Here is a 12,921-nt window from a genome sequence, read left to right on the forward strand (position 1 = left end):
TGCCTCCTACTTGAGTCCGGTGATCGCGATGCCCTTGGTGACGTGGCGCTGGAAGGCCAGGAAGATCACCAGCACCGGGACGACGACCACGACCGCGCCGGCCATCAGCAGGCCGAAGTTCTGCGCGTTCTGGCCGGTCGAGTACAGCGCCAGGGCAACGGGAAGGGTGTACTTGTCCTCGGTCTGGGCGATCACCAGCGGCCACAGGAAGTTGTTCCAGGAGCCGAGGAAGGTGAGGATGCCGAGGGTGGCGAGCGCGGGCCTGGTCAGCGGGAGCATGATCCGGGCGAAGATGCCCAGCTCGCTGCTGCCGTCGACGCGGCCGGCGTCGATCAGGTCGTCGGGGAGTCCGAGGAAGAACTGCCGCATCAGGAACACGCCGAACGGCGAGACCAGGAACGGCAGGATCAGGCCGGGGTAGCTGTTGGCCAGCCCGGCGTTGGTGACGAGGACGAACAGCGGGACGAACGTGACCATGCCCGGGATCATCAGCGTCGCCATCACCACGACGAACAACGCGTTGCGGCCTCGGAACTGAAGCTTGGCCAGTGCGTAGCCGATCATCGAGCAGAAGGTCAGGTTGCCCGCGGTCACGATCAGCGCGACCAGACCTGAGTTCAGGAAGTACCGCGGGAAGTGCGCCTTGCTGAACAGGGCTTCGTAGTTCTCCGTCGTCGCGTCCGAGGGCAGCCAGGTCGGCGGGACGCGGAGCAGTTCGCCCTGCGTCTTGAAGCTCCCGAGCACCATCCACAGGAACGGTGCCGCGACCGCGATCAGGCCGAGGGTTCCGATCAGATAGATCCACCAGGTACGGCGCATCACTTCTCCCTCAGCAGCCGGAACTGGATGAACGTGATCACCGCGATGACCACGAACAACAGGTAAGCCATGGACGTCGCGAGACCGTAGTTGCCGAAGCCGAACTGCTGGTACGTGTACATCGACACCGATACCGTGCTGTTCAGCGGACCACCCTGGGTCATCACGAACGGCTCTTCGAAGAACTGCAGGTAACCGATCCCCGTGGTCACACTGGTGAACAGGATCGTTGGCCTGAGCAACGGAACGATCAGGTACCGGAATCGTTGCCACGAGCCCGCACCGTCGAGCTGGCCGGCCTCCTCGACCGACTGCGGGATGCCCTGCAACCCGGCCAGGAAGATGATCATCGCCGACCCGAAGTTGCGCCATACCGCCATGGCGATCAGCGACGGCATCGCCCAGGTCTTCGAGGCCAGCCAGTTCGGCCCGTCGATGCCGAACCAGCCGAGCACGGTGTTCAGCAAACCGGCATCAGGAGCCAGTACGAACCGCCAGATCACCGCGATCGCGACGATCGACGTCACCACCGGCAGGTAGTAGCCGACCTTGAACAGCGCCTGGAACCGCTTCACCCCACGATCCAGCAGTACGGCGGCGCCGAGCGCGACCACCAGGGTCAACGGCACCCCGATCACCACGAAGTACGCCGTGTTGAACGCCGCCTTACGGAACGTCTCGTCCTGCAACGCCTTCAGGTAGTTGCCGAACCCGACGCTTTCGACGGAGAACGGCGTCCGCAGATCCCGCTGCTTGATATCGGTGAAACTCATCCCGAGCGACCCGAGCACCGGTCCCGCAGTGAACGCCAGGAACAGCACCACGAACGGCAACACGAGGATCCAGGCGGCGAGCGTCTCCCGGCTCGGTCCGCGCCGACGGCCCTCGGGCGGCGGCGTACGTCGTACCGCCCGGGGCTCGGTGATCGTTGCCATCAGCTACCGCCGGTGCCGATCTGACTGGCCTTCGTCTGGATGGCTTTGGCGGTGTCGGCGGGGGATTGGTTGGCCTTGACCATTTTTTCGATCTCGGTGTCGAAGGCGGCGGCGACCTGCTCCCAGTTCACGATCGACGGCGGCGCCTTGGCGTCTTCCATCTGCTTGCCGAAGACCGGGAGCAGCGGGTCGTTCGCGATACTCGGGTCCTGCCAGGCGCTCTTCACGGCCGGCAGATCGGTGGACAGCTTGTACCAGGCCGCCTGCGTCTTCTCCTCGGACAGCCACTTGACCAGCTTCCAGGCGCTGTCCTTGTTCTTCGAGTTCTTGAAGACGACGAAGTTCGAGCCGCCGACGAACGACGTCGCGGTCTTGTTCTTCGGCAGCTGGAACACGCCGATGTTCGGCTTCATCGCCTCGCCGCCGGCCTTCGCCACCGAGCCCGCCATCCACGGTCCGGAGATGAACATCGGCGCCGTACCGTTGACGAACTGCGCCTCGGTCTGGTTCGGCGGCAGGTCGGTGCACGCGACCTTGTCGGTGAAGAAGCTCTGGAAGTACTGCAAGCCCTCCTGCATCGGCGGCGTATCCAACGTGAACGTCTTCTGGTCGTCGGAGGTGATCTCGGCTCCGGCCGACCACGCGAACGGCATCACCGTCTGCCACGACCCGGTCCCACCCGGCTGCAGGTTGATCCCGCACTTGGATCCGGCCTTGTCCTTCATGGCCTTCGCCATCGCCTTCAGTCCGGCCCAATCGGTCGGCGGCGTGGTGATTCCGGCCTTCTTCGCCAGATCCTTGCGGTAGTACACGAGCCGCGTCTCGACGTACCAGGGAACGCCGTACTGGACGTCCTTGACCTTGGTCGTGTCGAGCGCACCCGGGAAGAATGACGAGTTGTCGAAGCCTTGCGGGGTCGGGTCGAGAGCGCCGAGATCGGCGAACTCACCCATCCAGGTGCTGCCGACCATCGCGGCGTCCGGCAGGCTCTGCGCGGTGATCGCGGTGGTGAACTTGTTGTGCGCGGCATCCCAGGGGATCGGGGTGACGGTGACCTTCGCACCCGGATTGGCCTGCTGGAACTGTTCCATCAGCTTGGGCAGGTTCTCGCCTTCGGTACCCATCGCCCAGATGGTCAGGTCTCCGGTCGCGGGCCCGTCGCTGACGGTCGTGGTCGCCTGACCGCCCGTCGCCGGCGTATCGGTCGACCGGCCGCAGGCGGCCAGCGTCAACGCTAGTGCGCAGCCGATCACCAGTCGGCGGCGGGTGCTGTGGGTGAACATGGTTGTCTCCTCACTCGGTTACCGCATTACTGCTCTTCTGCCCCCGAGGTGCCACAGCTGTCCCGCAGGACAAGCTCCGTGGCGAGTACGTCGTTCCGTGCGCGAGTCCGCTCCCCAGTCACCCGCTCGTGCAACCGCTGCGCCGCCAACTGCCCCAACTCGGCCATCGGCTGCCGTACCGTGCTCAACCCCGGCGACACATACCGAGCCGCCATCACGTCATCCCACCCAGTCACCACAACGTCCTTCGGTACGTCGATCCCGCCGCCTCGCAAGGTGGTCAGCACCGCCAACCCCAACTCGTCGTTCGCACACACCAGCCCACCGGGTCGATCCCCCTGCAGCATGTCTTCGGCGACACCGCGTCCCGCGACCTCGGTCAGCTCGACGCGGATCGGCTCCGGCGCCACCTCGCCCCGCGACTCGTGTGCCTTCGCAAACCCGGCGTACCGCTCGGAAACGTCGTACGAGCTGGCCGGATCACCAACGAACACGAGGTTCTTCCGCCCGGCGTCCAGCAATCTCCCGGTCAGTTTCTCGGCACTCGACAGGCTCTCGGTGCGAACGCTGTCGCACCCCGTGACCGGCGGATGCGCGACCAGCACCAGCGGTACGCCGGCCTTGCGCAGCTCCTGGATCGTGCCCAGGTCCAGAGCGTTGCCGTGGACAACGATCCCGTCGACCCGCCCGGCCAGATCACGCACCGTACGGCGCGGATCCGCGTTCCCGTGCGTCACCGTGAGTACGACGCTCTGACCGTGCTCACCGGCCCATCGCTCGTACCCCATCAGGAGGTCGCCGTAGAACGGACCGCTGAGATCCGGCAGCACGAGTCCATGCGCCTCATGTCGTTGCACCGCAAGACTGCGCGCGGCCCGCAACGGCACGTAGTTCAGCTCAGCCGCCGCCTGCCCGACACGAGCCCGCGCCTTCTCCGAAACCGGCCCAGTCCCTTGCAGGACACGCGAAACGGTCGCGATCGACAGCTTCGCGAGAGCCGCGACATCGTAGATCGTCGCGGGCCTGCCGGTCGCCATGGAACCTCCAGTGGAAGCGCTTACACTTTGGTTACCCTGCCGTGGATCGTTCAAACGGTCAAGGGCTGAGGGCGGGTCTGGCAGGATGAATCCGTGACCACTGCGGAACGTAAGGACCGGCTCTTCCTGGTACGCCACGGCGAGACCGAGTGGAGTAAGAACGGCCGCCACACCTCTGTCACCGACCTGCCACTGACTCCCGAGGGTGAGCGCATCGCCACCTCACTCCGGGACCGGCTGGCCGACGAGACCTTCGATCTCGTCCTGACTTCACCGCGCCAACGAGCCCGCCGTACCGCCGAACTGGCCGGATTCCCCGACGCCGAGATCGACGACGACCTGGCCGAATGGAACTACGGCGACTACGAAGGCATCACCACCGCCGAGATCCGCAAAACCGTCCCCGGCTGGACAGTCTGGGCTCACCCTGTGCCCAACGGCGAAACTGCCAAGGACGTCTCAACCCGCCTGGACCGCGTCGTGGCCCGCATTGCCGCCACCGACGGCGACACCCTGATCTTCGGTCACTCCCACGCGCTAAGAGCCCTCGCCGCCCGTTGGCTCGAACTCGACGCCACTGAAGGCCGCCACTTCGTCCTCGACACCGCCACCGTCTCAACCCTCGGCTGGGACCGCGGTTCCCCCGCCATCCTGCACTGGAACAGCTAACCGGTTACGAGCCTGACGAGCTGCTCGACGCGGTCGGTGCGCTGCGCCGGCCGCAATCGCCGGTCGTGGTTGAGAGTCGCCTGACCGTGCAACGCACTCCAGAACACCTCGGTGAGCGTTTCCACGTCCCCGGTCGCGTAGGGCTCGACTCCGGCGTATAGCTCACCGAACGTGATTCGCAGGACCTCCGGGCTATCGGCCGTCCCGAACGCCAGATCCGTCCGCCGCGTGAACACCGCCGCGTAGACCGCGGGGTGCGCCTCGGCGTACCCGAGATAAGCCTCGGCGAGCCCGTGCAACCCACCCGCCTCGCGACCATCCCGCAGTACGACGGCCAACTCAGCAATGCCGTCGAGTGCCACGGCGGTCACGATCGCCTGCATGTTCTTGAAGTGGCTGTAGAGCACCGGCTGGCTGTACTCGACCGCCTCCGCCAGCCGCCGCGTGGTGACCGCATCCCACCCCTCGGCCTCAGCAAGCTCACGAGCCGCGCGCACGATCAACGCACCCCGCTCCGCAAGGGCCCGTTCCCGACGATCCTGACTAGGCATGTGCTCACGCTAGCACTGCTAGACAATCTAGCGCTCGCGATGTTAGCGTCGCTAGGAAAATTAGCACTGCTAGAAACTGGAGAATCCGATGCGCCGCTTCACCACCGTCCTGACCGTCCTGATCGGCATCTTCCCGCTCACCTTCGGCACCCGCTTCCTGTTCGACGGAGCCGGCGCCGCCGCAGGCTTCGGTATCACCGCCGCCGCCGGTGGCTTCTTCCCCGTCAAAGGCATCCGCGACATCGCCCTCGGCCTCGTCGTCCTCGCCCTCTTCGCCCTGGGCCAGCGCCGCCCCACCGGCGTCATCCTGGCCGTCATCGCGATCGTCCCCATCGCCGACGCGATCATCGTCACCACCCACGGCGGCTCCCTAGCCACCGCCCTCCTCGTCCACGCCCTAACCGCCGCCGTCATGCTCCTAGACGCCACCCTCCTCCTCCGCGAGCGCCCCGCCACCCCCGAAACCGCTGCTGCGCCGATGGCCACCGCCACCCCGTGACCGCTGTCGGGGGTGTGGAGACCCCACGGTGGGCTTGAACAAGAAATGACCTGTGGTCGCCCACCGGTTCTTGCTCAAGCCCCCGCTTGTGGGCTGAGCGTGTAGAGGTCGACGGTGCAGTGGTCTTGGAAGCCTAGTGAGGCGTAGACGGATCGGCCGGCGTTGGAGGAGGTGAGTACGGCGTACTGGGTGTTGGCTTGGGTTAGGGCTTCGTGGGTCAGGGCGGCGCCGATGCCTTGGCGGCGGGCTTCGGGGACGGTCATGACGAAGTAGACGCCGGCTACGGCGGCGGTGAGGTAGATGGTGATGGTGCCGACGGGGGTGCCGTTGCGGGTGGCGATGTAGTGGCGCCAGGGGTCTGCGTAGCCGAGGGTGCGGTAGATGGATGAGACCCAGCGGGCTTCCTTCTCGCCTTCGCCAAAGCCTTGGGCGAGTGTGTGAGCCCAGGTCGCTAGAGCGGCATCGTCGGTGACGCGCTCAAGAGCAAGGCCCGGTACGGCGGTTGGGGTGCGGAGGTCGGCTAGGCGGAGGGCCATTCCGGGCTCGCTGCCATCGGGGGCGAAGCCAGCCGCCGTGAGGTGGTTGGTGAGTTCGGGTGAACGCAGAGACGGGCCGACATGCCAGGTGCCCGGTACGCCGTACCTTCGCAACTCGGCTGCTGATTCGGCGACGACCTGCTCGAGATCACCGGCAGCCGCGACGACCGCGTTGTGGTAGTCGAGTGGTGAGCCGCCGATCGTCCACCGGGCTGATGCATCGTCGCGCTGAGAACCACCGCCGGCTGCGCCCATCGCCATCAGTAGCTCGGCCGTGTTGTCCTCGATCGCCTGCGCCAGGTCCATCAAGGCAGTGTCACGCAGTCGTCGTACCGGGTGCCACAGGTTTCAGCTGGGGAGGGCGTTCCACTGGTCCAACGTGGAAATCAGCAGGGTGGTGGTGGGGAGGGCGAGGAGTTCGGGGCGGGTGACGAAGCGGGCGTCGTCGGCGTCGTCGCCGGGGGTGAGGGTGCCGGCGACGGGGGTGGCCTCGTAGTCGCGGATGACGTAGAGATTGCCTTGTGGGGCTTCGCGTTCGACCTCGCCGATCAGGCGACCGACCTCGACCGTGAGACCGGTTTCCTCGGCGACTTCGCGGGCCACGGCGGTGGGGTCGTCCTCGCCCGGTTCGACGCGTCCGCCGGGTGGGGCCCACAGGCCGCGGCCGGGTTCGTTGGCGCGGCGGACCACGAGCAGGCGGTGTTGCTCGTCGTACACGAGTGCTCCCACACAGTCGATGCGCTGCGATTCCATGGCCCAGGGTAGGACAACCGGCGAGTTCCGGGGGTGATCACGGATAGCATCTGCAGTGGAACTTGTCCATATCAGGTACGACGAAGGGATCCCGACCGCTCGTGCGCATCGATCTGCACACCCACTCGAACCGCTCGGACGGCACCGACCCGGTGGACGACCTGATCAGTCACGCCCGGCAGGCCGGGCTCGACGTGATCGCGCTCACCGACCACGACACCGCCGACGGCTGGGTGGAGGGGCGGCGGGCGGCGGAGCGGCTCGGGATCGGGTTCGTGCCGGGGATCGAGATCTCCTGCAAGCTCAACGGGATCAGCGTGCACCTGCTCGGGTACCTGCTGGATCCGTCGTCGGCGCAGCTGGCCGACGAACTCCGGACGGTCCGCGACGGCCGCACCGACCGGATCCCGGCGATCGTTGCCCGGCTCAACAGCATCGGCGTCGCGCTGACCGTCGACGAGGTGCTCGCCCAAGCGACCGGTACGCCGTCGGTCGGGCGGCCGCATGTCGCCGACGCACTCGTTGCCAACGGCACCGTCGCGAACCGGACCGAGGCCTTCGACCGGTTCCTCGCCGACGGCCGGGCCGGTCACGTGTCGCACTACGCGATCGAGCCCGGGCACGCGATCGACCTCGTCCGCGCGGCCGGCGGCGTACCGGTGATCGCGCATCCGTGGGGCCGGTCCAGCTACAAGGTGATGACCGAGGACATGATCGCGCAGCTCGTCGACAACCACGGGCTGGCCGGGATCGAGGTCGACCACCAGGACCACTCACCGCAATCGCGGGCCGCGCTGACCCGGATCGCCGACGACCTCGGCATCATCCGGACCGGCTCGAGCGACCATCACGGGGCCGGCAAGATCGACCACGATCTCGGTGTGAACACGACCGAGCCTGAACAGTTCGAGCGGCTGCTCGAGGTTGCGAAGGCGAATGCGGCGGCGGCAGTCGGCGTACAGGCTCCAGAGGCGTACCTGCCGTGAACGACATCATCAACCTCGGTCTGCTCAGCTCGGTCATCGTCACGCTGTTCGTGATCATGGACCCGCCGGGCACGGTGCCGGTCTTCATCTCGCTGACCGCTGGGCAGTCGCGCGCGGTTCGCAAGCGAGCGGCCTGGCAGGCGGTGCTGGTCGCGTTCGGCGTGATTGTCGTGTTCGCGGCGTTCGGTCAGCAGATCCTGTCCCATCTCGGCATCACGCTGCCTGCGCTGCAATGTGCGGGCGGTCTGCTGCTTCTGCTGATCGCGTTGCAGCTGCTGACCGATACCGCCGAGGACCCGGTCCAGACCAAGAACGTGAACATCGCCTTCGTCCCATTGGGTACGCCGTTGCTGGCCGGGCCCGGTGCGATCGTCGCCACCATGGTGTTCGTGCAGCGTGCGGACGGTCGACTGCCGGATGTCGTTGCGATCTCGGTCGGCATCATCGCGATCCACCTGATCATGTGGCTGACCCTGCGGTTCTCGGGCATCATCATGCGGATCCTGGGGGAGAACGGCGTACTGCTGGTGACCCGGATCGCCGGTCTGCTGCTGAGTGCGATCGCCGTCCAGCTGGTGGCGGACGCGGTGAGTGACTTCATCAAGGCTGGGTGACGTGCTTCCGGATATGCCGACGCGACTGTTCGTCGCGACCCCGACCAAGCTGATGACGTTCGCGGACTGCAAACGCAAGTACCGTTACACGTACCTGGAGCGGCCGCGGCCACCGAAGGGTCCGGCGTGGGCGCACAACACGGTCGGCGGCATCGTCCACGAGGTGCTCGCGGACTTCTTCGGTCGCTGGCCGGCCTCCCGCCGTACACCGGACGAGGTCGTCGCCCGGATCCGGGCCGGTTGGCGGGACGAGGGTTTCCGGGACGAGGTTCAGTCGCTGGACTGGCGGGAGCGGGCGACCGAGATGGTCCTCGGGTACCTGCGGGAATCCGACCCGTACTACGAACCACGCGGGGTGGAACGCACAGTCGCCTTCACCACGCCGCGCGCGTCGTTGCGCGGTCGGATCGACCGGATCGACGAGCGACCGGCGCGTTCCGGTGACGGCACCGAGCTGGTGATCGTCGACTACAAGACCGGCCGCCGACCACTCACCTCGACCGATGCACGCTCATCCCTCGCCATGGCCCTCTACGTGCTCGGCGCCCGCCGCGTCCTGCACCGCCCCTGCACCCGCGTCGAGCTCCATCACCTCCCCACGAACACGGTCGCCGCCGCCGACCACGACGACGACTCCCTGGCCCGCCACCAACGCCGCGCCGAATCGATCGTCGACGACGCAGCCGCCGCCGAATCCCGCTGGGCCGAAGGCCTCACCCCGGCCGAGGCCGACGAAGCCTTCCCACCCGAACCCTCCGCCCTCTGCGGCTGGTGCGACTTCGCCCGCATCTGCCCCCAAGGCCGCCGAGTAGCCCCGCCCCGAGACCCCTGGGCCGGCCTAGAAGACCTCCCACCCACCGAAGCCCTCGACTAACCCACCCACGCCCACCACCACCTCTCCCCCCACCCGCCCCAACACCCCGCCCGCAGCAACACCTCCCCGCCCGGGTCGGCAACGCCTACCCGCCCGCGCGGCAACAACTCCCCGCCCGCGCCAGCACCCCGCCGGCGCCAGCAACACCCCCGCCCGCGCTAGCGACACTCCGCCCGGGTCGGCGACGCCTACCTGCCCGCGTCAGCGACATCCCCGCCCGGGTCGGCAACGCCTACCCGCCCGCGCGGCAACAACTCCCCGCCCGCGTCAGCGACATCCCCGCCCGGGTCGGCAACGCCTACCCGCCCGCGCGGCAACAACTCCCCGCCCGCGCCAGCAACACCCCCTCCCGCGCCAGCGACAATCCGCCCGCGCGGCAACACCTCCCCGCCCTCGCCTGGTCTGTGCGGTCTCACCCGCCCCCGATCTTCCGTCGGACAGGACGTATACGGGTGCTGGGTCTCGTCGTCACGCTGCGGTAGGGCGGCCGGGGGCGTTCAGTGGGCGTATACGTCCTGTCGGCCGGGGGATGCCAGCGCGGTGTGCGTGGCGTGCCAGCGGGGCGGGGGAGGGTGAGGCAACGAGTGAGAGGGGTTGCCTGCGATGGGTACCAAGACGGTGAACAAGCTGGCTGTGCCGGGTGCGACGTTGCACTACGAGGTGACGGGATCGGGGCCGGTGCTGCTGCTGATCGCCGGTGGCGGGACCGATGCCGGGATCTTCGACGGGATCGTCGGCCGGCTCGCCGCGGACTACACGGTGGTCGCGTACGACCCGCGCGGTTGCTCACGCAGCCCGTACGACGGTGCTCCGTCCGACGAGCGAGTCGACCAGTCGGCCGAGGATGCGCTGGCCGTCATCGACGCGGTCGGCGGGAGCGAACCGGCGTACGTGTTCGGAAGCAGTTCGGGCGCGATCACCGGCCTCGAACTGATCAGCCGCCACCCCGACCGGGTTCGGCTCCTGGTCGCGCATGAACCCCCGGCCGTCGAAGTACTGCCGGACGCCGCCGACCACCGAGCGTTCTTCGAGCAGGTCTACGACACCTATCAAACCGATGGAGTCGACGCGGCCGAGGTTCTGTTCAGCCGTGGTCTCGGTGCTGACCAGGACGAGCCGCCCGCGCCGGAGGACATGCTGCCCGAGATCCTGGAGATGTTCGTGCGCTTCCAGGGCAACGCGGCCAACTTCTACCAGCACAAACTGCTGCCGTTCACCCGCTACCAGCCCGACCTGGAAGCCCTGAAGGCGGCCGCCGCGAGCGTGGTCCCCGCCGCCGGAGCCGACTCGATGGAGTACCTCCCGGGCCGCCCGATCCAGCAGATCGCCGAAGACCTCGGCTGGCCCGTCGTCACCTTCCCCGGCGGCCACGCCGGCTACCTGACCCACCCCGAGCCGTTCGCCACCCTCCTGGCTCGCGTCCTCGAGTCCGAATGATCCCCCGGCCGGCCGGAGTCTGAGGGGTCTCCGGCCGGCCGGTCACTGTCGGCAACGACACGTAGTAGTGGCCCGACACGCCGTGTGGAGGCGGTCGGAAACGATTCCGGCGGGACTACTACGTGTCCTTCCCGACGCAAACCCGGTTGACGGCTGCGCGGCGGGCGTCGTACGGTCGGCACCTTTCCTTTGACAGAACGGCGTGGGTCACCCATGCCTGCCACAGTGGTGTCCGAACCCCCGGGTCCTGATGGATTCGGGGTAGTTCTGCGTGCTGCTGGGCCCTCGGACACCACCTCGATGTGTGAGAGGAGGTTGCCGTGGGCGTCTATTGGGCGATCGCAGTGCGGTCGTTCCGGCGCTTTGCGACGTACCGGATCGCGACTGTCTCCGGTGCGTTCACCAATTCGGTGTTCGGGTTCATCCTGTGCGGTGTCTATCTGACGTTGTGGCACGAGCGGCCGGGGCTCGGCGGGTACGACGTCAACGATGCGCTGACGTTCGTCTGGTTACAGCAGGGGCTGCTGTTGCCGATCGGACTGTTCGGTGCCAGTACGACGGTTGAACTCGGCGAGCGGGTTCGCAGCGGCGAGATCGCGGTCGACCTGTACCGGCCGACGCACCTGTTGCTGTGGTGGCTTTCGATGGATCTCGGCCGGGCGATGTTCCAGCTGATCGTGCGTGGCGGGATCCCGTTGCTGGTCGGGGCGCTGGTGTTCGACCTGAAGTTTCCCTCCCGGGCGGAGGCCTGGCTGGCCGTGGTGATCGGGCTGTTGTTCGCGATCCTGGTCAGCTTCGGCATCCGGTACCTGGTCGCGCTCTCGGGGTTCTGGATCATCGACTCCCGCGGAACCGAGGCCGCCGCGATGCTCGTGTCGCTGTTCTTCTCCGGCGCGGTTCTGCCATTGGTCGTGTTCCCGGGCTGGTTCGGTGAGGTGGTCCGGGCGACACCGTGGGCGGCGACACTGCAGGTGCCGATCGACATCTGGCTCGGCCGCAACCCGAGCGGTATCGGCGGCGCGCTGCTCTTCCAGATCGGCTGGATCCTGGTGCTGCTCCTGATCGGGCAACTGGTGACCCAACTGGCGATGCGCAAGGTGGTGATCCAAGGTGGTTGAGCGAATCCTGCAGGCCCCCGGCCAGTACTGGATGCTCGCCGGGATGTGGATCCGATCCACGCTCGCCTACCCGGCGTCGTTCGCGCTGCTGATGGTGACCGGGATCCTGATCACGATCACCGACTTCCTCGCCGTACTGCTGATGTTCAGTCATATCAACGCGTTCGGCGGGTTCTCGCTGGCCGAGATGGCGTTGCTGTACGCAACGTCCTCATTGACGATGGGGATCGCCGACCTCGTCACCGGTTCGATTGAGCGAGTCGGCCGGCGGATCCGGAGCGGTTCGCTCGACGCCTACCTGGTCCGGCCGGTACCGGCCGTCATCCAGACAGCCGCGGACGAGTTCCGCCTCGACAAGGTCGGCCGGGTGCTGCAGGCGTTGGCCGTGCTGGTGATCGCGCTGACCCAGCTCGACGTCGACTGGACCGTTGCCAAAGGCACCATGATGGTCGTCAGTACGATCTCCGGCGCACTGATCTTCGGCTCGTTCTTCGTGCTCGGAGCGGCATTCCAGTTCGTGGCGATCGATTCCGCCGAACTCTCCAACTCCTTCACGTACGGCGGTCGCACGTTGACGCAGTACCCGTTGTCCGCCTTCGGAAAGGACGTCGTCCGGGCGGTCACGTTCGTCGTACCGCTGGCGTTCGTGAACTTCTATCCGGTGCTCTTCGTGCTGGACAAGCAACCCCCACTGGGGTTGCCCTCCTGGATCGGCCTGCTGTCCCCGCTCGCCGCCGCGGTCATGGTCGCTCTCGCGGCCCTCGGCTGGCGCGCAGGTCTTCGTCGCTATCGCAGTACAGGGAGCTGAAC

15 protein-coding genes are annotated in these 12,921 nt (G+C 67.2%); 8 read left to right on the forward strand and 7 right to left on the reverse strand.

All coding sequences use genetic code 11. The annotated features are described in order from the left end of the window. Positions 1-6 precede the first annotated feature (6 nt). The 4 genes from ACFTSF_RS17990 to ACFTSF_RS18005 are packed head-to-tail and all read right to left on the reverse strand — an operon-like array spanning position 7 to position 4,074. Complete coding sequence (locus ACFTSF_RS17990; RefSeq protein WP_380154795.1) at positions 7-819, reverse strand: carbohydrate ABC transporter permease; 813 nt, start codon at positions 817-819, stop codon at positions 7-9. Further along, positions 819-1,754 (reverse strand): carbohydrate ABC transporter permease, encoded by a 936-nt coding sequence (locus ACFTSF_RS17995; protein WP_380154796.1) that lies wholly within the window; start codon positions 1,752-1,754, stop codon positions 819-821. The genes ACFTSF_RS17990 and ACFTSF_RS17995 overlap by 1 nt, the downstream gene beginning before the upstream one ends. After that, positions 1,754-3,037 carry a sugar ABC transporter substrate-binding protein gene (locus tag ACFTSF_RS18000; protein ID WP_344152071.1) on the reverse strand — a complete coding sequence of 428 codons (1,284 nt, stop codon included), beginning with the start codon at positions 3,035-3,037 and terminating at the stop codon, positions 1,754-1,756. Before ACFTSF_RS18000 ends, ACFTSF_RS17995 begins: the two co-directional genes overlap by 1 nt. A 26-nt stretch (positions 3,038-3,063) precedes the next feature. Further along, positions 3,064-4,074, reverse strand: a complete 1,011-nt coding sequence (locus tag ACFTSF_RS18005; protein ID WP_380154797.1) for a LacI family DNA-binding transcriptional regulator — start codon at positions 4,072-4,074, stop codon at positions 3,064-3,066. A gap of 93 nt (positions 4,075-4,167) precedes the next feature. Between ACFTSF_RS18005 and ACFTSF_RS18010 the strand changes: the two genes are divergently transcribed. Further along, positions 4,168-4,743 carry a histidine phosphatase family protein gene (locus ACFTSF_RS18010; protein ID WP_380154798.1) on the forward strand — a complete coding sequence of 192 codons (576 nt, stop codon included), beginning with the start codon at positions 4,168-4,170 and terminating at the stop codon, positions 4,741-4,743. Here the strand turns inward: ACFTSF_RS18010 and ACFTSF_RS18015 are convergent. Next, positions 4,740-5,294: a TetR/AcrR family transcriptional regulator gene (locus tag ACFTSF_RS18015; RefSeq protein WP_380154799.1), complete on the reverse strand. Its 555-nt coding sequence runs from the start codon at positions 5,292-5,294 to the stop codon at positions 4,740-4,742. The two genes, ACFTSF_RS18010 and ACFTSF_RS18015, sit on opposite strands and share 4 nt — an antisense overlap. An 88-nt stretch (positions 5,295-5,382) precedes the next feature. On the opposite strand from ACFTSF_RS18015, the gene ACFTSF_RS18020 reads away from it, so the two are divergent. Further along, positions 5,383-5,793 (forward strand): DUF4267 domain-containing protein, encoded by a 411-nt coding sequence (locus ACFTSF_RS18020; protein ID WP_380154800.1) that lies wholly within the window; start codon positions 5,383-5,385, stop codon positions 5,791-5,793. Positions 5,794-5,867: 74 nt separating this feature from the next. Here the strand turns inward: ACFTSF_RS18020 and ACFTSF_RS18025 are convergent, their stop codons facing one another. Both ACFTSF_RS18025 and ACFTSF_RS18030 read right to left on the reverse strand, forming a co-directional pair. Next, complete coding sequence (locus tag ACFTSF_RS18025; RefSeq protein ID WP_380154801.1) at positions 5,868-6,635, reverse strand: GNAT family N-acetyltransferase; 768 nt, start codon at positions 6,633-6,635, stop codon at positions 5,868-5,870. A 42-nt stretch (positions 6,636-6,677) separates the two neighbouring features. Next, positions 6,678-7,082 (reverse strand): NUDIX domain-containing protein, encoded by a 405-nt coding sequence (locus ACFTSF_RS18030; protein ID WP_380154802.1) that lies wholly within the window; start codon positions 7,080-7,082, stop codon positions 6,678-6,680. Between the two features lie 101 nt (positions 7,083-7,183). Between ACFTSF_RS18030 and ACFTSF_RS18035 the strand changes: the two genes are divergently transcribed. The 6 genes from ACFTSF_RS18035 to ACFTSF_RS18060 all read left to right on the forward strand — a co-directional run bounded on the left by ACFTSF_RS18035 (position 7,184) and on the right by ACFTSF_RS18060 (position 12,919). Then, positions 7,184-8,068, forward strand: a complete 885-nt coding sequence (locus ACFTSF_RS18035; RefSeq protein WP_380154803.1) for a PHP domain-containing protein — start codon at positions 7,184-7,186, stop codon at positions 8,066-8,068. Next, positions 8,065-8,682 carry a MarC family protein gene (locus ACFTSF_RS18040; protein ID WP_344152094.1) on the forward strand — a complete coding sequence of 206 codons (618 nt, stop codon included), beginning with the start codon at positions 8,065-8,067 and terminating at the stop codon, positions 8,680-8,682. The genes ACFTSF_RS18035 and ACFTSF_RS18040 overlap by 4 nt, the downstream gene beginning before the upstream one ends. A 13-nt stretch (positions 8,683-8,695) precedes the next feature. Beyond that, positions 8,696-9,556 carry a RecB family exonuclease gene (locus tag ACFTSF_RS18045; RefSeq protein ID WP_380154804.1) on the forward strand — a complete coding sequence of 287 codons (861 nt, stop codon included), beginning with the start codon at positions 8,696-8,698 and terminating at the stop codon, positions 9,554-9,556. A 603-nt stretch (positions 9,557-10,159) separates the two neighbouring features. Beyond that, complete coding sequence (locus tag ACFTSF_RS18050) at positions 10,160-10,993, forward strand: alpha/beta fold hydrolase (RefSeq protein WP_380154805.1); 834 nt, start codon at positions 10,160-10,162, stop codon at positions 10,991-10,993. Between the two features lie 320 nt (positions 10,994-11,313). Next, positions 11,314-12,111, forward strand: coding sequence for an ABC transporter permease (locus ACFTSF_RS18055; RefSeq protein ID WP_380154806.1), 798 nt, complete (start codon positions 11,314-11,316; stop codon positions 12,109-12,111). Then, positions 12,104-12,919 (forward strand): ABC transporter permease, encoded by an 816-nt coding sequence (locus tag ACFTSF_RS18060; RefSeq protein ID WP_380154807.1) that lies wholly within the window; start codon positions 12,104-12,106, stop codon positions 12,917-12,919. The genes ACFTSF_RS18055 and ACFTSF_RS18060 overlap by 8 nt, the downstream gene beginning before the upstream one ends. The last annotated feature ends 2 nt before the right edge of the window (positions 12,920-12,921 follow it).

Origin of the sequence: Kribbella sp. NPDC056951, from assembly GCF_042674205.1 — a bacterium.
GTDB classification, from domain to species: Bacteria; Actinomycetota; Actinomycetes; order Propionibacteriales; family Kribbellaceae; genus Kribbella; species Kribbella yunnanensis.